The following is a 20,499-nucleotide window of genomic DNA, read 5'->3' as shown; positions in this document are numbered from 1 at the left end:
CACTTGTGCCTCGTAGGATCGTCGCGTGGAGTCCCTCACCTACGACGCGTTCGTCGAGCGCGCCACCGCCGACCCCGCTGTCGTCGGCCTCGTCCTCAAGGGCTCGCGGGCCCACGACGGCATGGCCACCGAGCACTCCGACCACGATCTGTACGTCGTCCTCGCGGACGGCGCGACGACGGACCTCCGTCGCTTCGCCGGTCACCGCACGTCGCGACTGGACCTGGTGATCGTCTCCCTCGCCGAGTTCCGGGCGGCCGGAATGCCGGGGTACGAGCGCTATGCCCTCGCCCGGGCGCGGATCGTGCTCGACCGGGCGGCCGGAGGAATCGCGGAGTTCGGGGGCATCGAGGAGTCCCAGAGCATCGCGGAGATCCTCGCCGCCAAGGCACGGCTCGGCGCCGACGAGGCGTTCCGGGCCGCCGCCGGTTGGCTGGACGCGTACGCCAACTCCCTTTACCGCTCGGTGAAGAACGACCGTGACGGCGAGCCGCTCGCCGCCCGGCTCGACGCCACGGACAGTGTGGGGCACCTGCTGGAGCTGCTCTTCGCCCTGGACCGGCGCCCGCGCCCGTACAACAAGTACCTACGCTGGGAGCTTGCCCGCCACCCGCTGCCCGGCTGGGACGGCGACGCCCTGCTGGGAGCCGTGGACCGTGTCTCCGCCGGCGGCGACGTGGCGGTCCAGCGGCGGCTGTTCGCCCGCGTGGAGGCCGCGGCCCGCCGCGAGGGGCACGGGGCGGTGCTGGACGCCTGGGGCGAGGATCTCCGGCTGATGCGTCCTCGGTAGGACGGACACCTCGGCCGCCCGGGCCAGGGAGCGCCGGTCCGGCCGGCTGCCCGGGGCGATGGGCTCCCGCACCTCCGCCTCGGCGACCAGTTCGCGTGACCTCGTCACCCGCCACACCGAGGCGAGCAGCGAGTCGTTGCCCACGAAGGCGGCCGCCGTGCTGGGGTCGCCGCCGACCACCCGGTAGCGCAGACGCACCGGCTGCACGGGCACGTCCGCGTCGAGGGCGGCCTGGAAGGCGGCCCGGCGGAAGTGGCCCTGGGCGCGGCCGCACCAGGTGCTGCCCTCGGGGAAGACGGCGACCGCCTCGCCCGACCGCAGCGCCTGGGCGATCCGGGCCACCGTGGCGGGCAGGGCCCGGATGCGGTCCCGGTCGATGAACAGGGCGCCGCCGCGGGCGGTCAGCCACCCCGCGACCGGCCAGTCCCGGATCTCCGACTTGGCGAGCATCCGGGCCGGGCGGACGGCGGCGAGCAGCGGGATGTCCAGCCAGGAGACGTGGTTGGCGACGAGCAGCAGCCCGCCGTCGGGTGCCGCGTCGCCGTCGATCCGTACCCGGACCCCCGAGGCCCGCACGACCCAGCGGCACCAGCGCCGTATCAGTCCCTTGGGTATCCGCCCACCGAGCGGGCTGGCGGCGAACCCGGCGACCAGCAGGAACAGGACCGCCACGAGGCGCAGGGCGGCCAGGGGCATGGCCCTGGCCGGTCCCGTCACGTCCACGCACGTCCGCGGGGTGCAGGGCGCGCTGGGCCGCCAGAGGGTCGCCACCTCGACGGCGTGGGCACGCGCGGCCGGTGCGCCGGTCGGCCCGGCGGCGGGAACGGCCGTGGGAGCGGCCGTGGGAGCGGTCGCCGTGGGGACACCCAGGGCTCCGAGGGAGGAGGTGCTCATGGCCGCCCCGTCCTCACGCCGGGACGAGGGAGAGGAAGTGCCGCAGATAGCGCGCGTTGATCCGGCGCATCGACAGCAGCACGTACATGTCGGCGACCCCGAACTCCGGGTCGTGCGCGGGCTCGCCGCAGACCCAGGCGCCGAGGCGGACGTAGCCGCGCAGCAGGGCGGGCAGCTCGACGCGCGTGGCGGGGACGGGGGCGGTCGGCTGCCAGGGGCGCAGCGGCCGTACCCGGTACTCCTCCGGGGCCAGGTGCTTGGCCTGTACGCGGTCCCAGGTCGCGGCCGCGAGCGTGCCGCCGTCGGCGAGCGGGATCGAGCAGCAGCCGGCCAGCCACTCGTGGCCGTGGTCGACCATGTAGCGGGCGATGCCGGCCCAGATCAGGCTGATCACGGCGCCGTCGCGGTGGTCGGGGTGGACGCAGGAGCGGCCGACCTCGACGAGATTCGGACGCAGGGAGTCGATCCGGGTGAGGTCGAACTCGCCTTCCGAGTACAGTCGGCCCGCGACGGCGGCCCGCTCCGGCGGGAGCAGCCGGTAGGTGCCGACGACCTGGCCGGACACCTCCTCACGGACGAGCAGGTGGTCGCAGTACGCGTCGAAGGCGTCGATGTCGTGACCCGGCTGCGGTGTGGTCAGCAGGGCTCCCATCTCGCCGGCGAAGACGTCGTGCCGCAGCCGCTGGGCGGCGCGCACGTCCTCCTCGTTGCGGGCGAGGCTCACGGTGTAGCGGGTGGGCGCCGTGGGCTGCGGGGGACGGTCGACGGTCAGTACGCCGGTCATGGCTTACTCCTGGTCACGGGCCGGGGACGGCTAGCGGCGGGAAGTTGCGAGCGGTGCGTGGTGCCGCCCCTGTTCTTCCTATGCCGGTTGGCGTACGCGTGACCTGTGCCAGGAGAGTGGATGTGCGGATGTTGAACGGCGCGAACTCGTACCGGTCGTCCACATTCCGGTGCCCGACCGGTCAGCCGAGCGGTCCGGTGCTGTTCACCTGACGGGCGCGGGAACGCGAAACGGGGCCGGAGAGCACCACTCCCGGCCCCGTCCGTCCGCGCTCGCCGGCGAACGTCTTTTGGGTGACCCGTCCTACCGCTTCACCTTCCGCGTGGCCCTCAGCCACTCCTTGTTCATGCTCGTGATGGACGTCAGCGGGATGCCCTTGGGGCATGCGGTGGCGCACTCACCGGTGAGCGTGCACCCGCCGAAGCCCTCCTCGTCCATCTGCTCCACCATGTCCAGCACCCGCGTCTCGCGCTCGGGCGCCCCCTGCGGCAGCACGTTCAGATGGTTGATCTTGGCGGAAGTGAACAGCATCGCCGCCCCGTTGGGACAGGCCGCCACACACGCGCCGCACCCGATGCACTCGGCGTGCTCGAAGGCGAAGTCGGCGTCCGGTTTGGGCACCGGCGTGGCGTGCGCCTCCGGCGCGGCACCCGTCGGCGCGGTGATGTAGCCACCGGCCTGGATGATCCGGTCGAAGGCCGTCCGGTCCACCACCAGGTCCTTGATCACCGGGAACGCCGACGCCCGCCACGGCTCGATGTCGATCGTGTCGCCGTCCTTGAAGGACCGCATGTGCAGCTGGCAGGTGGTCGTCCGCTCGGGCCCGTGGGCGTCGCCGTTGATCACGAGCGAGCAGGCGCCGCAGATGCCCTCACGGCAGTCGTGGTCGAAGGCGACGGGGTCCTCGCCCTTGAGGATGAGCTCCTCGTTGAGGGTGTCGAGCATCTCCAGGAAGGACATGTCGGTGGAGATGCCGTCCACCTCGTACGTGGACATGGCGCCTTCGGCGTCGGCGTTCTTCTGTCGCCAGACGCGCAGGGTGAGCTTCATGCGTAGCTCCGCTGGGTGGGGTGGACGTACTCGAAGACGAGGTCTTCCTTGTGCAGCACGGGAGCGGCGCCCGTGTCGGTGAACTCCCAGGCCGCCGCGTAGGCGAACTCGTCGTCCTTGCGGGCCGCCTCGCCGTCCGGCGTCTGCGACTCCTCGCGGAAGTGGCCGCCGCAGGACTCGTCGCGGTGCAGCGCGTCGAGGCACATCAGCTCGGCGAGCTCCAGGTAGTCGATGACCCGGTTGGCCTTCTCCAGCGACTGGTTGAACTCCTCGCCGGTGCCCGGGACCTTGATCCGCCGCCAGAACTCCTCGCGGATCTGCGGGATGCGGCTCAGTGCCTTGCGCAGCCCTGCGTCGGTGCGGGCCATCCCGCAGAACTCCCACATCAGCTCGCCGACTTCACGGTGGAAGGAGTCGGGCGTACGGTCGCCGTCCACGGCCAGCAGCAGGTTGAGCCGGTCCTGGGTCTCGGCCAGCACCTCCTGGACGACCGGATGCTCGTCGGTGACCTTCTCGTGGTGCGGGTTGCGGGCGAGGTAGTCGTTGATGGTGGCCGGCAGCACGAAGTAGCCGTCGGCCAGGCCCTGCATCAGGGCCGAGGCGCCGAGCCGGTTCGCCCCGTGGTCGGAGAAGTTGGCCTCGCCGATCGCGAACAGGCCGGGGACGGTGGTCTGGAGGTCGTAGTCGACCCACAGGCCGCCCATCGTGTAGTGCACGGCCGGGTAGATCCGCATCGGCACCTCGTACGGATCCTCGTCGGTGATCCGCTGGTACATGTCGAAGAGGTTGCCGTACTTGGCCTCGACGGCCTTGCGGCCCATGCGCTCGATGGCGTCGGCGAAGTCCAGGTACACGCCCTGCCCGCCGGGGCCCACTCCCCTGCCCTCGTCGCAGACGTTCTTCGCGGCGCGGGAGGCGATGTCTCGGGGCACGAGGTTGCCGAAGGACGGGTAGATGCGCTCCAGGTAGTAGTCGCGCTCGTCCTCCGGGATCTTGTTCGCGGGACGGTCGTCGCCCTTGGCCTTGGGCACCCAGATCCGGCCGTCGTTGCGCAGCGACTCGCTCATCAGCGTCAGCTTGGACTGGTGGTCGCCGGTGCGCGGGATGCAGGTGGGGTGGATCTGCGTGAAGCAGGGGTTGGCGAAGTAGGCGCCGCGCCGGTGGGCCCGCCAGACGGCGGTGGCGTTGGAGTTCATGGCGTTCGTCGACAGGTAGAAGACGTTGCCGTAGCCACCGCTGGCGAGGACGACGGCGTCCGCGAAGTACGTGTCGATCTTGCCGGTGATGAGGTCCCGGGCCACGATCCCGCGCGCCCGTCCGTCGACGACGATCAGGTCGAGCATCTCGGTGCGCGGGTGCATCTCGACGTTGCCGGCCGCGATCTGCCGGCTCAGCGCCTGGTACGCGCCGAGCAGCAGCTGCTGACCCGTCTGGCCGCGGGCGTAGAAGGTCCGCGACACCTGGACGCCGCCGAAGGAGCGGGTGTCGAGCAGACCGCCGTACTCGCGGGCGAACGGCACGCCCTGCGCCACGCACTGGTCGATGATCTCGACGGAGATCTGCGCGAGCCGGTGCACGTTGGACTCACGGGCCCGGAAGTCGCCGCCCTTGACGGTGTCGTAGAACAGGCGGTGGATGGAGTCGCCGTCGTTGCGGTAGTTCTTCGCGGCGTTGATGCCGCCCTGCGCGGCGATGGAGTGGGCGCGGCGCGGGGAGTCCTGGTAGCAGAACTGGACGACGTGGTAGCCCTGTTCGGCGAGCGTGGCGCCCGCTGAGCCGCCGGCCAGGCCCGTGCCCACCACGATCACCGTGTGCTTGCGCCGGTTGGCGGGGTTGACCAGCTTGGCCTCGAAGCGGCGCTTGTCCCAGCGCTCGGCCACGGGTCCGGAGGGGGCCTTGGGGTCGACGACCGGTTCGCCGGTCGTGTACTCGGCGTAGGTAGACATGTCAGCTCACCAATCCGGTCATGACGCCCACGGGTACGGCGATGAAACCGACCGTGAGCAGCAACGCGAGGATGTTGGCCGTGGCCTTCAGAGCGCGGTCGCGGGTGCGGCTGCCCGCGCCGAGGGTCTGGGCGGCGCTCCAGAAGCCGTGCCGGATGTGCAGGCCGAGCGCGAGCATCGCGACGATGTAGATGACGTTGCCGTACCAGGTGGAGAAGGTGTCCACGACGTTCTGGTACGGGTGGCCCTCCTGGAAGCCCCCGGAGTGCACGGTGCCGGTCGTCAGGTCGAGGATGTGCCAGACGATGAACAGGCCGAGGATGATCCCGCCCCAGCGCATGGTGCGCGTGGCGTAGGAGGCCCGCTTCCTCTTGTGCACGTACTTGCTGGGGCGCGCCTTGATGTCGCGGCGGCTGAGCTGGTAGGCCGAGGTGGCGTGGGCGACCACGGCGACGACCAGCACGATCCGGACCAGCCAGAGCGTCCACTCGTAGTGCATGAACGGCTCGCCGACGACGCGCAGCCAGTGCGCGTAGTGGTTGAACTCGCCCGCCCCGAAGAAGATCTTCAGGTTGCCGATCATGTGGACGACCAGGTACAGCAGCATGATCAGCCCGCTGACCGCCATCACGGTCTTCTTGCCGACGGTGGAGTCCCACACCGTGCGTGCCATGGACGGCCGTCGATCCGTCCGCGTTGCCAGAGCCATGGAACACGACGCTAGAGCCGGACCACCCCATCGGTCCAAGACATGGTCCGGCTCGTTTCCATAGCCACTGACTATGCTGGCCGGATGCAGTTCCAGCAGCTCCAGTACTTCGTGGCGGTCGCCGAGACCCGGCACTTCACCCGGGCCGCCGACCTGGTGCATGTCGCACAGCCCTCCCTGTCGCAGCAGATCAAGGCGCTGGAGCGGGAGTTGGGCGCGGACCTGTTCCTGCGGGCCCGCGGCAACATCACGCTGACGGACGCCGGCGAGGCCCTGCTCCCGCTGGCCCGGCGCATCCTGGCCGACGCGGACACCGCACGGCACGAGGTGCAGGAGCTGGTGCAGCTGCGCCAGGGCCGGATCCGGCTGGGCGCGACGCCGAGCGTGTGCACGGGCCTGCTCCCGGACGTGCTGCGCGCCTTCCATGACCGCTATCCCGGCATCCAGCTGCTGATCGAGGAGGGCGGCTCGCACGACCTGGTACGGGAGCTCGCGCGCGGCGCCCTGGATCTCGCCCTGATCGTCCTGCCCCTGCCGAGCCCGTCCCCCGCGCTGACCACGGTGGAGCTGCTGCGCGAGGACCTGGTGGTCGTCTCCTCGCCGGAGGCGCCCCGCCCGGGCAACGGCCGGCGCACCGTGCGCATCGCCGACCTGGAGGGCGAACGCCTGGTGATGTTCCGGCACGGCTACGACCTGCGCGAACTGACGGTCGCCGCGTGCCGCGCCGAGGGCTTCGAGCCGGACTTCGCGGTGGAGGGCGGGGAGATGGACGCGGTGCTCGGGTTCGTGCGGGCGGGACTGGGAGTCGCCGTCGTCCCGCGCATGGTGGCCGCGCGGTCGGGCCGGGGGCTACGGGTCACCCCGCTGGCCCGACCGGGGCTCCACCGGACGATCGCGCTCGCGCACCGCAGTGACGTGGCTCCGCCTCGGGCGGCGCGGGAGTTGCAGCGTATGTTGCTGGAACGCTGAGACGGAGGAGCCGTTGAACCCCACCGCACCCCAGGACATGGGTTTCCGGCCGGGTGACGTGCTGCGCGTCAACTGCCCGGACGCCCCGGCCACGGTGGCCAGGATCACCCCGGACTACTTCGTCCTCGAATGGCCGTGGTGGCAGGTGGACCCGGACTGCGACTGGATCCACTGGAACGGCCAGGTGGCGCTGCCCCTGCGGAACGAACCCGGCGACCGTGAGACGTCGTTCTTCCGTACCGATCCGCCTGCGGACCGCCTCACGGTCGGCGACACCTGCCGCGTCGGGATCCCCGCGACCGTCGCCCACGTCGCCCGGGTCGACCGGTTCGACCCGCCGATGGAGACCGGGCGGCTGCCCCGGCCCCGCATGTCGCTGACCCTGTTGCGCACCGGTGAGGCACACGACCCCGCGCTGGAGGAGCAGGGGGAGGACCTGATCCCCGAGGACGACATCCCCTTCGTCCTCGAACTCCTGCTGCGCCCCTACGCGTTCCTCGACCCCGGAGACGAGATCGCGGACGCGGCGGGGCGGGCCTGGCGCTTCGACGGGCCATGGGACTGGCGGCCCTTCGACGGCGCCGAGCCGCACACCCCCGTATGGCCACTGACCCTGCTGACCCGGGACGGCGCTCCGCTCGCCCCGGACGCGGCGGATCCCGTCGCGCGGGCCACCGCGACCGGCTCGCACGCGTCGGAGGCGGCGCGCTGGCAGGCGCTGACGCGGGTGGATCCCGCAGCCGTACGGCCGTGAGACCTCAGCCCGTCGCGTCCACCAGCGCCAGCTCGTGCAGCCGGTCCGGCGGGCCCGGGCGGGCGTAGTACCAGCCCTGGGCCGTGTCGCAGCCCAGTATCCGCAGCTGCTCGGCCTGGGCGCCGGTCTCCACGCCCTCCACGGTCACCGCGAGGTTCAGGCTGTGGGCGAGGGAGACGATGCCCTCGACGATCTTGAGGTCGACGGGGTCGGCCGGGAACTGCTGCATGCTCTGGGTGAAGGAGCGGTCCAGCTTGAGGACGCTCACCGGCAGCCGGCGCAGGTTGGCCAGGTTGGAGTAGCCCGTGCCGAAGTCGTCCAGGGCGATGTCGACACCCATCTCGGCCAGCCGGCGCAGCGGTTTCAGCAGGTCGTCGTCGGCGCCGATGAGGGCCGACTCGGTGACCTCCAGGCAGAGGGAGTCCGGCTCGACGCCCGCGCGCTCCAGGATGTCGACCGTGTCCTGGACCAGCCCGGGATGGGTAAGCTGGCAGGGCGAGAGGTTGACGTTGATGCGGAGCGGGCCCGCAGCGTCGTGGCGTTCTCGCCACTCGCGCGCCTGACGCACCGACTGCTCCAGCACCCAGCGGCCGAGCGGCACGATGAGCCCGGTGTGCTCGGCGAGCGGGATGAACCGGTCCGGGCCGAGGACGCCGTGCTGCGGGTGCAGCCAGCGCACCAGGGCCTCCGCTCCGCGCACGCTGCCGTCGCCGAGGTGGACCAGCGGCTGGTACTCGATGAAGAACTCGCCCCGGTCCAGGGCCGTCGGCAGCGCCGTGGTCAGGCCGTGCCGGGTGATGGCGCGGGCGTCGGCCTCCTCGTCGGCGAGCTCGAAGCGGTTGCCGCCCGCCGACTTGGCCCGGTACATGGTGATGTCGGCGCTGCGCAGCACCTCCGCGGGGCTGCGCTCCCCGGCCGGGCCCTCGACGATGCCGATGCTGCCGCGCACGGTCAGTTCCCGGCCGTCGACGCTGATCGGGGCGATGAGCGCGTTCATGATGCGGGCGGCGAGTTCGTCGACCTCGCGCTCGGTGTCGGGGCCGGTGGTCAGCGCCACGAACTCGTCGCCGCCGAGCCGCGCGACCATCTCGCCGGGCGCGGTGGCACAGGCCTCCAGCCGGTCGGCGACCTCGACGAGCAGCCGGTCGCCGGCGGCGTGGCCGAGGCTGTCGTTGACGGTCTTGAAGCCGTCCAGGTCGAGGTAGCACAGGCCGAACCGCTGGCCCTCTCCGGCGCCCAGTGCCTTCTCCAGGCGCTCGAAGAAGAAGGTGCGGTTGGGCAGGCCGGTGAGGGCGTCGTGGGTGGCCTCGTAGCGCAGGCGCAGATTGAGCAGGCGCCGTTCGGTGGTGTCCTCCATCAGGGCCAGCTGGTACTGCGGGTTGCCGTCGGGGTCACGCAGCAGGGAGACGGTGAGGTTGGTCCACAGGACCGTTCCGTCAGGGCGGTAGAACGCCTTCTCGACGTGGTAGTGCTCGCGGTCGCCGCGCACGAGTTCGTCGTAGAGCTTCCAGGTCTGCGGCGCGTCCTCGGGGTGGGTCCACTCCATGACGTTGCGGCCGTGCATGGTCTGCTCGGAGACGCCGAACATCCTCAGCAGCGCGCCGTTGACCTGGAGGACGCTGCCCGTCAGGTCGGCGATGCCGATTCCTATGGCCGCGCCCTCGAAGACCGCGCGGAAGCGGGCCTCGGTGGCGTGCAGCGCCTGCGCCACGACGCCCTGTGCCTTGAGGGCGGCCGCGGAGATCGCCTCCTGCTCGGCCAGCGTCCGCTCGCGCAGCGCCTGGGCGAACCCGGCGGCCATGGCGTGCTGGAGCCGCGAGGAGCGGGCGCGCAGGTCCTCCTGGTCACCGTCGGTGCCGCAGTAGAGGACGAGGTAGGCCTCGACGCAGTCCAGCGAGCGGCTGAGCGCCTCGGGGTCGGTGCAGTGCGCGGTGACGAGCGCGGCGCCGACCGCCCTGCCCTCGTCCGCGTCGAACGTCCTGGCCCTGAGGGCCTCGCTCAACCGCCGGGCCAGCGGCAGCAGTTGCGCCTCGAACTCCGGCCGGGTCGACGACGTCGAGGTCACCGGGAAGACCGCCCGGCTCCAGATCGTCGCGAACCGGCGCAGTCTGTCCTCCGGCCCGTCCGGCCCCGCGCTCACGCCGTACGTCCCACGCCGGCGAAACCGGAGAAGGCATACGGATCCTCGTCCTCCGGTGCGGTGTCCGGCCGCCAGCGCGGCATCGGCACCAGTCCGGGTTCCACCATGTCGTACCCCTCGAAGAACCGCGCGATCCCGTCGCGCGAACGCATGATCAGCGGGTTGCGAATGTCCTTGTACACGTCGACCGTGCCCTTGGCCCGCCCCTCGGGCAGCGGGATTCCCTCGTACGAGGCATGCGTGAGCACCAGCATGCTGCCGGGCGCGAGCGCGTCGCGCAGCTCGGCGACCGCCTCGTACGGGTCGTCCTCGTCCTCCACGAAGTGCAGTATGGCAACGAGGAGCAGCGCCACTGGCCGGTTCAGGTCGATGAGGCGCTCGACCTGCGAACTGGCCAGGATTTCCTTGGGCTTGCGCAGATCCGCGGCGACGACGTCCGCGCCGTCGGTGCCGGCCAGGACGGCCTGGCTGTGCGCGACGGCGACCGGGTCGTGGTCGACGTACACCACACGCGCGTCGGGGCTGGCCGCCTGGGCCACCTCGTGGACGTTTCCGAACGTCGGGATGCCGGAGCCGATGTCCAGGAACTGGGTGATGCCCTCATCGACCGCGAAGCGCACGGCACGGCGCATGAACGCCCGGTTCGCCTGCATGATCTTGGGGAGTCCCGGCATGAACTCCATGGCCTTGCGGGCCGCTTCCCGGTCGACCTCGAAGTTGTGCGAACCGCCCAGGTAGTAGTCGTAGATCCGCGAGACACTGGGCACCGAGATGTCGATGCCCCGTGGGGCCCAGGCGGGACGCTCCATCTATCTCTCCAAGGCGTAGGCGATCCGGTGTTCGAGCAGAGGCTACTGATCGCCCGCCAAAGGAGCGAGCGGAAACGGAAATTGACCATCCGTTCCCGGTCACTGCCAGCGGCACGTGCCGAATTGATGCCCCACGCACCCTCTACTAAAAGCTTCCGAAGCATTCCACAGAGTTCCGAACCATGTGAAAGAGGGCAAAGAATACCGGTGAATGACGACAAACCGGTCCGCCCCCTGAGCGTTGAGCTTCAGGGGGCGGACCGGTGGGTCCGGCGCGCCGTCCGTTCGTCCGGCACTCTCGCTGCTCTCCTCCCTCCCTTCCGTGGTCCGTACTCGGCTGGGTGAGGCGATCAACCCTGGGGAGGTGTGATCTTTACTCCGACGCGCCGACCGGCTTGCCGTCGGGGCGAATGGCGAACCAAGTGCCGCCGACGCCCTGACCGTTGGTGTCTCCGGGCTTCTTGTCGCCCGCGAAGGTGTAGATCGGAACGCAGTCGATGGTCTGCTGCTTGATGCCGTCGGGCCGGTCGAAGACGACGTAACCCTGACCCCGGGGACCGGAGCCCTTCAGATCGATGCCCTCGGTGTCCTCGGCGTCGACGGGCGCGATGACCGGCCACTTCTCCAGGCACTCGCCGGTGCAGGCCGTCTTCATCGGCCAGGGCGAGTCCTTCATGAAGCGGTAGACCGTGTGGCCGTTCTTGTCGATGACGATCTCGCCCAGCTTGGCGTCCTTGCGCGTGGACAGACCGGGCAGGTCGGCGGCCTCGGCGCCGCCTCCTTGCGCCTTCTTGCCGGTGGGGGCGAGCGCGTACCAAGTTCCGCCCACGCCCTGGCCGTTGACGTCGCCGGCTTGGGTGTCCTTCGCGAAGCGGTAGGCCGGCCAGCCGTCGATCGTCAGCTGCTTGGTGCCGTCGGTGCGGGTGACCGAGCCCAGCAGCGCGTCGTCGATGCCGGCGCCGGCCTTGGCGTCGTCCGCGGGGACCGGCGGCCACTTCTTCGCGCAGTCGCCGTCGCAGTTCGACTTGGGCGGCTCCGCGACGTCCTTGTCGAAGCGGTAGAGCGTCAGACCGGCGCTGTCGGTCAGCACCTCGCCGAGTTCCTGGTTGGTGGAAACGGACAGCTCACCGGCGTTGGCGCTCGGCGTGGCCGTGCTCTCCTGGCCGGCCGCTCCGGCGTCGTAGCCGGATCCGTTCCCAAGGCTCGTACCGCTTCCGTAATCGCCTGCCGCGGCCGTGGCACCCACGTTCTGGCTGCTCGCCGGCGGGGCGGTTTCCGAGCCGCAAGCCGTCGTCAGCGCCAGCACTGCCACGGCGCTCACCACGAGCGAGGCGCTCCGCCACGAGGTATTCATCGTCAACTCCCCATACTCACAAGGGTGTTGCAGCGCCCTGCTGCGCCGCCGCACGACAAGGGGTACGCACGGGAGCCACGCTCGTGTTCAACCGAGGCACAAATTTCTTTCCGAAAGCTGTGACACCACCCGCATCACAACGCGCATCACACCGGCGAGGAAGGTCCTGCGCGGTCGCACGGAAGTGCGCTTCGGCGGTCACACCCGCACCCGGCGGACAAACCTATCGAGGGCCAAATGTCCCCCGTTCGGAGCAATCTGCCCGCGCTCGGGTTCGCGCGCGCGGGGACTGGCCTCAAGATCTTCGTCGTGTATGGACTCGAACCGACCCAATCCACCCTGACGACAAGGGTGTTGACGGTGGTGACGCTGACCTGGCTTCTGATGGCGGCACCGGCCGAGGCGGCCGTGGCCACGGTCTGCGCGTCCGCCGACACCGGCCCGGACGGTGCGCATGCGGTGGCCGTGGTCGGAACCCTGACCTGGCCCACTCCCACGCAGTGCCCGACACCGACACCGACCCCCACTCCCACGCCGACTCCGACGCCCACACCGGACCCGGAGCCGAAGCCCACACCGGATCCCACGCCCACGCCGTCACCGACGCCCACCCCGAAACCCGAGCCACCGCCACCCGCACCTCCCCCGCCCCCGCCCCCTCCGCCGCCGGCTCCACGGCCCGCGCCACCGCGCCCGCAGCCGACGCCCACCCCGGCCCCCACGCCGAAGCCCTCGGTCAAACCGACCCCGAGTCCGTCCACGACCCCGGTCGACTACCCGCCCTACCGCGCCACCCCACACCGGCGGGCGGCCCACGACGCCCCGTCGCCCCTCACCTTCGTCCTGCTCATCGCGGCGCCCGCGATCGCCGCCGTCGCCGCGCTGCGTCCGCGCTGAACCTGGAGGCTTCCCTTGCCGGAATGGCTTGTTCTCACCCTCGCGATGCTGGCCGCCTGCTCCGTGGTGGTCATCATCACCCTCGTACGGCACCGCACGGCCCCCGAGGACGAGGATCCCTCCGAGACCCCTGACGTCATCGAGTACATGACGATGTGGATCGGTGTGGTGTACGCCATCGTCCTGGGCCTGGCCATCGCCGGCGTGTGGGAGGGCCGCAGCGCCGCCGAGGACCACGTCCAGGCGGAGGCCGTGGCACTGCACGAGGTCTCGGAACGCGTCCGGGTCTATCCGGCCGACATCCGCGACCGCATTCGGGACGATGTCAACGCCTATGTCGGACACGTCGTCACCACCGAGTGGAAGACGATGTCCGAGGACGGCCGGGTCACCGAGCGCGGCACCGAACTCCTGCAACGCGTGCGCGAGGACGTCACCGACTACGAGCCGAAGACGGACTTCCAGGCGCAGGCCTATCAACCGCTCCTCGACCAGGTGACCGCCGCCGACCAAGCGCGCAACGCCCGTGCGAGCTCGACCGGGGAGACCATGCCGGGGGTGGTGTGGTTCGGGCTGATCGCCGGCGGCATCGTCACCATCGGGATGGTGTTCGCCCTGCAGATCCGGCGCACACCCCGCGAGCTGATCCTCGCCGGGGTGTTCTCCGCGCTGATCGCCTTCCTGCTCTTCCTCATCTGGGACTTCGACGCGCCGTACAGCCGTGGCGTCACGGCGTCGGCGGAGCCGTTCCTGGACCTCTTCCCGCACATCAAGGGCTGACGGCCCTCATCGTCCCCTGAGCGGCCCAAGCGCTTGCCCCATTCGTACGACAGCGATCGCGCAGGCGGGCGCGTCTTCCTAGCGTTCCGACCATCGAGGTGCACTTCCGGCGCACACGGACAGAGGTCCGCGGCCGCTCCTCGGGGACCGGAGGGAACACCATGCGCCCGATACCCGTCGCTTCGGCCGTTGTGCTGAGCCTCAGCACCTTCGTCCTGTCCCCGCCCGCTGCCCAGGCCGGTGGGGACACCGAGGGTTTCCGGGTCGCGGTACTGCCTTCCACCGTCGCCCCCGGTGAACGGGTCGTGCTGCTCACGAGCGGCTGCGAGCAGAGTGTCAGCGTCTCGTCGGGGGTCTTCGACACGGTCATCATTCCCCGCGGGCGGACGATGGCCCGGTCCGTGGTCGACCGGGACGCCCGACCGGGTGCCGTGTACGAGGTGTCGTTCCACTGCGGCACCTTCTGGCAGGACGTCGACCTCACCATCGCCGGCGGCCGGGAGGCCGCTCCCCCGCACTGGCACAAGGGCGTGGACGCCGGTGAGGGAGGCGGCCCGGGCGACCTCGACCTCCGGCAGATCGGCATGGGCGCCGCACTGATCACGGCCTCACTGGGGACGGCGTACCACCTCTCGCGCCGCCGCGACGACGAGAACGCCGGCTGACACCACCGGCCGCACACACAGGACAGTCCGCACACACAGGATTTCGCCCCGGATCCCCCCAAGGGGGCCGGGGCGACGTCCTGTTGAACGCGTGAACCTGTCCGAGACGGCAACGATCAGATCCGCTTCTCCGCTCGCCGCCGCATCCAGAACACCCCACCACCGACCACGGCCAGGGCGATGAGCCCGCCTCCGATGGCCATGTCGGTCGGCGTCGCACCCGTGGAGGTGCTGCCGCCGAGACCGCCGCGGACACCGCCGATGACGGTGAACGCGTTCGGGTGGGTCAGGGGCCTGCCCGAGTTGCTGCAGCGGACCGTGACGCTGTGCGCACCCGGCCTCGCGCGGTTGTCGACCGTCGCGCTCCCCTTCGCGGTGCTGCCGCCCACGGGGAACAGCGACGTGCGCCGGAACGCGTCCGAGGTGGCGGTGCCGCCCTGCGGGCAGCCGTCGACGGTGATGGTCAGCTGCCCACCGCGCGCGATGACGCTGGGCAGGGCAACGATGTTGCTGGGTCCGACAGGTCCGACAGGCACGCCGTCCCGGGCCGTGGCCGCCGGGGCGGCGAGACCGAGAGCGGCGACCGCTGTGGCAGCGGCCGCCAGGGCTCGAGTAGTACGCATGTGATCCTCCGCGGAAGACACCCCGGGAACCGTCCCCGGTCGAGTCGGCGAGAAAGCGCCTCCCAGAAAAACCCTCAGATGCCGTGCCCCAGGCCGCATTTCGACGATGGTCCGTCCTGGTGAGACGACACGCCGACCGACAGCCCCGCAATCGGAATTGCCGCAGGTCACGGACCGTCAGATTTTTCCGGTCGATGGCAACTCGGATGGCGCACCGAACGGGAGCGGGCCACCCATTCGTATGCGCCCCGTCGCCGGTTTCCCGTGCGGGACTTAGCGTTTTACTATGCGCGATTTCCGGGGCGACGGCCGCGTCAAGAGGGGAAGTCGAATGTACGGGACCGAGCTGGCCGAAGACGAGGAGGAGCGGCGCAAGAAGCGCGCTCCTTGGGGCGTGCTGGCGCTTGTGCTGCTGACCGGTCTCGCGCTCGTCCGCAATGGCTCGGGGGAGTTCGACGTGGGGCCGCCGCAGCCCGCGTCGGCAGCCGCCGCCGCGGACGGCCAGGTGTCCGGCGGCATCTTCGCCGGTGCCGCGCAGCCGCTGCCGTACGCCCTGCCGGACCGGGTCAGGATCCCCTCGATCCAGGTCGACGCGCCGATGATCCCGGTGGGTCTGGACATGGACGGCTGGGTCGGCGCACCGCCGCCGGAGGACCCGAATCTGGCGGGCTGGTTCACCGGCTCGGTGTCGCCCGGGGAGAAGGGCACCGCGGTGGTCGTCGGCCATGTCGACAACGCTCTGGGCCCCGCCGTGTTCTACGGTCTCGGGGCGCTCAAGCCCGGAAGTCGCGTCGAGATCGCCCGCCAGGACGGAAAGACGGCCGTTTTCGAGGTCTACGGCGTGGAGGTGTTCGCGAAGAACGACTTCCCCGGCGACCGGGTCTACGCCTCCAAGGGGAGCGCCGAATTGCGGGTCATCACCTGCGGCGGCGGTTTCTCGAAACAGAACGGATATGACGGGAATGTGGTCGCTTTCGCCCGCCTGGTCGAAGTCCGCTGAGTCCGCTGAGCGTGACCGGCCGGTGAATGCGACCGGCCGGGCCGGCGAAATCCGTCCCGGCTTTTTCCGTTGCCGTCAGGTGTACTTCCGTTCGGGGACCGTGACGAAATATCCGGAGTCCAGCAGCTGCGGCAGATAGGCGCGCAGGGCCAGGACGCTCTGGGAGCGGTCGCCCCCGGCGTCGTGGGAGAGCACCACGACGCCGGGGGCTGCGCCGTCCTCGACCCGGTCGACGATCGTGCGGGTACCGGGGGTGGTCCAGTCGAGGGTGTCGACGGTCCAGGCCAGCGGCTCCATGCCCAGTTCCGCGCCGAGTTGGAAGGTGGCGCGGTTCCAGGCGCCGTAGGGCGCGCGGAACCAGAGGGGGCGCTCGCCGTACGTGCCCTCGATGACGTCGCAGGTGCGCTCCATCTCGGCGCGGATCCGGCGCCGGCTGAGCCGGGTGAGCAGCGGGTGGGACCAGGTGTGGTTGCCGACGACATGGCCCTCGTCGGCCATCCGCGCCAACAAGTCCCCGCCGTTGTCGGCGACCATCTCGCCGCACACGAAGAACATGGCGCGCACGTCGTACTCGCGCAGGGTGTCCAGGATGTACGGGGTGTAGCGGGCGTCGGGTCCGTCGTCGAAGGTCAGCACCATGGTGCGGCCGCGCCCGGACACGCGCAGGAGCGGCTCGCGCCGTACGAGGGTCCGCCGGGAGGCCGCGCGGGGCAGGCCGTACCCCGTCACGGGCTGGAGCCGGTAGGTGGAGGGCTTCAGCGCGCGGTGCGCCTGTGGGCCCGCGGCCGGGGCGGCGGGCCGGATCGGCTCCTCGCCCGCGACCGTCGCGAACAGTCCGGCGGTGGCGCCGGCGGCTCCGACGGCGGCGGCACCGGCGAGCAGCGCGCGGCGGCGCGTGAGCGGACGGATGAGCGACTGATCCTTCGTCATGAATAATCAGTCGCCCGGCGAGAGACGGACGCTGCTCGGCGACACCGGTACGGCGGCAGGAAAACGCCCGACCGGCCCACCCGGCGTGCACAGGGCCGTCGCAGGCCTTATGACGCCCTGTCAGCGACGGCGTACCAGCGGGAACGGCAGGGTCTCCCGGATGGTCAGGCCGGTGAGGAACATGACCAGCCGGTCGACTCCGATGCCGAGGCCGCCGGTGGGCGGCATGGCGTATTCGAGGGCGTCGAGGAAGTCCTCGTCGAGTTCCATCGCCTCGGGGTCTCCGCCCGCCGCGAGCAAGGACTGGGCGGTGAGGCGGCGGCGCTGTTCGACGGGGTCGGTGAGCTCGGAGTAGGCGGTGCCGAGTTCGGTGCCGAAGGCGACCAGGTCCCAGCGTTCGGCGAGCCGGGGGTCCACCCGGTGCTGGCGGGTGAGCGGGGAGACATCGGTCGGGAAGTCCTTGTAGAAGGTGGGCAGCTGGGTCTTCTCCTCGACGAGCCGCTCGTACATCTCCAGGACGACGTCGCCGGGGCCGTCGTCGGCGGTGTACGGCACGCCCACGCGGTCGCAGTGCCGGTGCAGCCTGAGCAACTCGGTGTCGGGGTCGATCTCCTCCCCCAGCACCTCGGAGATCGCTCCGTACACCGTCTTGACCGGCCACTGCCCGGAGATGTCGTGCTCCTTGCCGTCCTTGCGGGCGATCGGCGAGCCGAAGGCGGCGGTCGCGCAGCCCTGGATCAGCTCGCGGACGAGGTCGAGCATCACGTCGTAGTCGGCGTAGGCCTGGTAGGCCTCCAGGATCGTGAACTCGGGGTTGTGCTTGTAGTCGACGCCCTCGTTGCGGAAGGTGCGGCCCATCTCGAAGACCTTCTCCAGGCCGCCGACGCACAGTCGCTTGAGATACAGCTCGGGGGCGATGCGCAGATAGAGGTCGAGGTCGTAGGCGTTGATGTGGGTGGTGAAGGGGCGGGCGTTGGCGCCGCCGTGGATCTGCTGCAGCACCGGCGTCTCGACCTCCAGGTAGCCGCGCTCCAGCAGGCCCTGCCGCAGCGCCTGCACGGCGACGGAGCGGGCGCGGACGACGTCGCGGGCGGCGGGGCTGGAGACCAGGTCGAGGTAGCGCATACGGACCTTGGCCTCGGGGTCGGCGAGGCCGCGGCGCTTGTCGGGCAGCGGGCGCAGGCATTTGCCGATGAGCTGCCAGGAGGTGACGAAGACGGTCGGCTCGCCCTTGTCGCTGACGCCGGCCAGGCCCGTCGCGCTGATGAGGTCGCCGATGTCGGTGTCGGCGGTGAAGCGGTCGAGGGTGGCGCCGGAGTCCCCCCGGGTGAGGGCGAGTTGGTGGTCGCCGGACCAGTCGCGCAGGACGGCGAAGACGATGCCGCCGAAGTCGCGGACGAGCATGATCCGGCCGGCGACGGTGACCCGCTCGCCCGCGCGGACGTCGGCGAGGGTGTGGGTGCGGGCCGGGATGCCCACCGGGTAGGGGTCAAGGCCGCCCGCGCGCAGCCGGTCGAGGGTGTGGTGCCGGATGCGGACCTGCTCGGGCAGGCCCGCATCCGGCCCGGCCGCCCCGGCCTCGTCCCCTCCATCGAGACCGAGCGCCGCCAGCGAGGGAAGTCCTTCGGTGGTCGCCGGACGCGGTCCGTTCCTCGGGTGCCCCTTTCTGCGGAGTTTGCGCAGCGACGGTACGGAGACGAAGCCTTCGGCGATGGCGGAGGCGAGGCCGATACGGGCGAGGGAGGCGGCCTCGCCGTAGCAGAGGAAGCGGGGGAACCACTGCGGCCTGTACTTGGCGTTGGATCGGTAGAGGGCCTCCAGTTGCCACCACTTGGAGAAGAACAGCAGCAGGCGCCGCCACAGCCGCAGCACCGGTCCGGCGCCGATGCGGGCGCCCTCCTCGAAGACCGAGCGGAACACGGCGAAGTTCAGCGAGATCCTGCGGATGCCCATCTTCGGAGCCACGGCGCACAGTTCGTCGACCATGAACTCCATGACGCCGTTGGGGGCGAGGCGGTCCCGGCGCATGAGGTCCAGGGAGACGCCCTCCTTGCCCCAGGGCACGAAGGAGAGCAGGGCGAGCAGTTCGCCGTCCTCGCCGAGCGCCTCGACAAGGAGACAGTCGCCGTCGGCCCGGTCGCCGAGGCGGTCGAGGGCCATGGAGAAGCCGCGCTCGGTCTCGGTGTCGCGCCAGGCGTCGGCCTTGCCGGTCACCTCCTCCATCTCCGCCTCGCTGAGGGCCGCGTGGCGGCGGATACGGCAGTGGGCGCCGGTCCGGCGGACGCGGTGCACGGCCTGCCGGGTGACCCGCATGTCGCGGCCGTCGAGGTCGAAGTCCTGGACGTACAGGATCGCCTCGTCTCCGAGTTGGAGGGCGCCGAGTCCGGCGCGCGCGTAGGCCTTGGCCCCGTCCTCGGAGGCGCCCATCGCCGCGGGCACCCAGGCGTGTCTGCGGGCGGCGTCCAGCCACCCGGCGATGGCGTGCGGCCAGGCCTCCCGGTCGCCCACCGGGTCCCCGCTGGCCAGGCACACGCCGGCCTCGACGCGGTAGGTGACGGCGGCCTTGCCGCTGGGTGAGAACACGACGGCCTTGTCGCGCCGGGTGGCGAAGTAGCCGAGGGAGTCCTGGGCGCCGTAGGCCTTGAGGAGGGCGCGGATGCGCGCCTCCTCGTCGTCGTGCAGGGCGGCCTCCATGCGCTGTGAGCGGAACAGGGTCGCGGCGGCGTTCAGCAGGGCGAGGGCGCCGAACAGGCCCAGCAGGAAGTACAGGGGGCGCGGTGGCCGGCCGTCGTAGGTGGTGCCGGAGACGAGGCCGCCGCAGACCCGGTCGGCGGCCCAGGCCAGCCGCTGGCCGCGCGGCAGCGTGCCGGGGAACAGCTCGACGAGGCCCCAGCCGACGAGGATGCCGACGGCGAGACCGACGACCAGGACGCCGAGCGCCCGGCGCAGGGCGGCGCGGCGGGAGGCGGCGTAGAACTCCTTGCGGGCGACGATCAGCAGCGCCAGGGCGAGGGCGCACACGATGAGGGACGGGACGTTGTCCGAGTAGTCGCCGAAGGCCGTGCCGAGGGCGTCGGTCAGGACGAGCAGGCCCAGATAGACGACGACCAGCCACCAGGCGATCTTCTTGCGGGCGGCCGTCGCGGCGGCGAGCAGGAACAGGAAGACGGCGTAGGCGAGGTTGGCGCTGACGGGGACGATGATCTGGTCCAGGGCGTTCACGACCGGGCGCAGCGCGGTGCGCAGCGGCGGGATGAACGCCAGCAGGACGCAGAGCAGTCCGAGGGCGCCGAAGAAGGTCGCGAAACCCTCCGGCACTCTGCTTAGAAAGCGGTTCCCGGGCGGCCGTGTCCGGCCCGTGGTGTCCTTCGCCGGGGCGGCCTCCACGGTGGCACTCATGTTCCG

At 71.0% G+C, this 20,499-nt stretch carries 17 protein-coding genes and 1 pseudogene; 7 read left to right on the top strand and 11 right to left on the bottom strand.

Going from position 1 to position 20,499, the window contains the following annotated elements; translation table 11 throughout:
• The first annotated feature begins 25 nt into the window (after positions 1 to 25).
• A complete protein-coding gene (locus ACIA8X_RS15500) occupies positions 26 to 790 on the top strand; it encodes a hypothetical protein (RefSeq protein WP_393445575.1) in 765 nt (254 codons plus the stop codon).
• A gap of 249 nt (positions 791 to 1,039) precedes the next feature.
• Here ACIA8X_RS15500 and ACIA8X_RS15495 read toward each other — a convergent pair.
• The 5 genes and pseudogenes from ACIA8X_RS15495 to ACIA8X_RS15475 form a co-directional block, all read right to left on the bottom strand.
• Positions 1,040 to 1,486: pseudogene (locus ACIA8X_RS15495) on the bottom strand (lysophospholipid acyltransferase family protein); the annotation flags it as partial.
• Between the two features lie 211 nt (positions 1,487 to 1,697).
• On the bottom strand, positions 1,698 to 2,468 hold the full coding sequence (locus tag ACIA8X_RS15490; protein WP_393445577.1) for a GNAT family N-acetyltransferase: 771 nt from the start codon (positions 2,466 to 2,468) through the stop codon (positions 1,698 to 1,700).
• 303 nt (positions 2,469 to 2,771) lie between these two features.
• Positions 2,772 to 3,518 (bottom strand): succinate dehydrogenase/fumarate reductase iron-sulfur subunit, encoded by a 747-nt coding sequence (locus ACIA8X_RS15485; RefSeq protein WP_393445579.1) that lies wholly within the window; start codon positions 3,516 to 3,518, stop codon positions 2,772 to 2,774.
• Positions 3,515 to 5,464, bottom strand: coding sequence for a fumarate reductase/succinate dehydrogenase flavoprotein subunit (locus ACIA8X_RS15480; protein WP_393445581.1), 1,950 nt, complete (start codon positions 5,462 to 5,464; stop codon positions 3,515 to 3,517). Before ACIA8X_RS15480 ends, ACIA8X_RS15485 begins: the two co-directional genes overlap by 4 nt.
• 1 nt (position 5,465) lies before the next feature.
• Entirely contained in the window at positions 5,466 to 6,137 is a 672-nt protein-coding gene (locus tag ACIA8X_RS15475) for a succinate dehydrogenase (RefSeq protein ID WP_393445583.1), read from the bottom strand.
• 120 nt (positions 6,138 to 6,257) lie between these two features.
• Between ACIA8X_RS15475 and ACIA8X_RS15470 the strand changes: the two genes are divergently transcribed.
• Both ACIA8X_RS15470 and ACIA8X_RS15465 read left to right on the top strand, forming a co-directional pair.
• A complete protein-coding gene (locus ACIA8X_RS15470; RefSeq protein WP_393445585.1) occupies positions 6,258 to 7,142 on the top strand; it encodes a LysR family transcriptional regulator in 885 nt (294 codons plus the stop codon).
• A gap of 13 nt (positions 7,143 to 7,155) precedes the next feature.
• A complete protein-coding gene (locus tag ACIA8X_RS15465; RefSeq protein ID WP_393445587.1) occupies positions 7,156 to 7,896 on the top strand; it encodes a hypothetical protein in 741 nt (246 codons plus the stop codon).
• A 4-nt stretch (positions 7,897 to 7,900) separates the two neighbouring features.
• Here ACIA8X_RS15465 and ACIA8X_RS15460 read toward each other — a convergent pair whose 3' ends face one another.
• The 3 genes from ACIA8X_RS15460 to ACIA8X_RS15450 form a co-directional block, all read right to left on the bottom strand.
• A complete protein-coding gene (locus ACIA8X_RS15460; RefSeq protein WP_393445589.1) occupies positions 7,901 to 10,036 on the bottom strand; it encodes a putative bifunctional diguanylate cyclase/phosphodiesterase in 2,136 nt (711 codons plus the stop codon).
• On the bottom strand, positions 10,033 to 10,845 hold the full coding sequence (locus ACIA8X_RS15455; RefSeq protein WP_393445591.1) for an SAM-dependent methyltransferase: 813 nt from the start codon (positions 10,843 to 10,845) through the stop codon (positions 10,033 to 10,035). Before ACIA8X_RS15455 ends, ACIA8X_RS15460 begins: the two co-directional genes overlap by 4 nt.
• Positions 10,846 to 11,218: 373 nt before the next feature.
• Positions 11,219 to 12,199: an SCO0930 family lipoprotein gene (locus ACIA8X_RS15450; RefSeq protein ID WP_393445593.1), complete on the bottom strand. Its 981-nt coding sequence runs from the start codon at positions 12,197 to 12,199 to the stop codon at positions 11,219 to 11,221.
• A 237-nt stretch (positions 12,200 to 12,436) separates the two neighbouring features.
• Between ACIA8X_RS15450 and ACIA8X_RS15445 the strand changes: the two genes are divergently transcribed.
• From ACIA8X_RS15445 to ACIA8X_RS15435, 3 genes are all read left to right on the top strand, one after another.
• Entirely contained in the window at positions 12,437 to 13,096 is a 660-nt protein-coding gene (locus tag ACIA8X_RS15445) for a hypothetical protein (RefSeq protein ID WP_393445595.1), read from the top strand.
• A gap of 15 nt (positions 13,097 to 13,111) precedes the next feature.
• Positions 13,112 to 13,876, top strand: a complete 765-nt coding sequence (locus tag ACIA8X_RS15440; RefSeq protein ID WP_393445597.1) for a hypothetical protein — start codon at positions 13,112 to 13,114, stop codon at positions 13,874 to 13,876.
• Between the two features lie 161 nt (positions 13,877 to 14,037).
• Complete coding sequence (locus ACIA8X_RS15435) at positions 14,038 to 14,541, top strand: hypothetical protein (protein ID WP_393445599.1); 504 nt, start codon at positions 14,038 to 14,040, stop codon at positions 14,539 to 14,541.
• Positions 14,542 to 14,657: 116 nt separating this feature from the next.
• Here ACIA8X_RS15435 and ACIA8X_RS15430 read toward each other — a convergent pair whose 3' ends face one another.
• Positions 14,658 to 15,164, bottom strand: coding sequence for a hypothetical protein (locus ACIA8X_RS15430; RefSeq protein ID WP_393445601.1), 507 nt, complete (start codon positions 15,162 to 15,164; stop codon positions 14,658 to 14,660).
• 331 nt (positions 15,165 to 15,495) lie between these two features.
• Here ACIA8X_RS15430 and ACIA8X_RS15425 point away from each other — a divergent pair, with 331 nt between their 5' ends.
• The gene (locus ACIA8X_RS15425; RefSeq protein WP_393445603.1) at positions 15,496 to 16,164 is read left to right on the top strand and encodes a class F sortase; all 669 of its coding nucleotides are present in this window, start codon (positions 15,496 to 15,498) and stop codon (positions 16,162 to 16,164) included.
• Between the two features lie 75 nt (positions 16,165 to 16,239).
• On the opposite strand, the gene ACIA8X_RS15420 is transcribed toward ACIA8X_RS15425, so the two are convergent.
• Together ACIA8X_RS15420 and lysX are read right to left on the bottom strand one after the other, a co-directional pair.
• Entirely contained in the window at positions 16,240 to 17,094 is an 855-nt protein-coding gene (locus ACIA8X_RS15420) for a polysaccharide deacetylase family protein (RefSeq protein ID WP_393445605.1), read from the bottom strand.
• Positions 17,095 to 17,214: 120 nt separating this feature from the next.
• Positions 17,215 to 20,493 carry a bifunctional lysylphosphatidylglycerol synthetase/lysine--tRNA ligase LysX gene (lysX, locus tag ACIA8X_RS15415; protein ID WP_393445607.1) on the bottom strand — a complete coding sequence of 1,093 codons (3,279 nt, stop codon included), beginning with the start codon at positions 20,491 to 20,493 and terminating at the stop codon, positions 17,215 to 17,217.
• Positions 20,494 to 20,499 lie beyond the last annotated feature (6 nt).

Source organism: Streptomyces sp. NPDC051738 (assembly GCF_044453205.1).
Lineage (GTDB): Bacteria > Actinomycetota > Actinomycetes > Streptomycetales > Streptomycetaceae > Streptomyces.
This window is presented reverse-complemented; position numbering and strand designations above follow the sequence as displayed.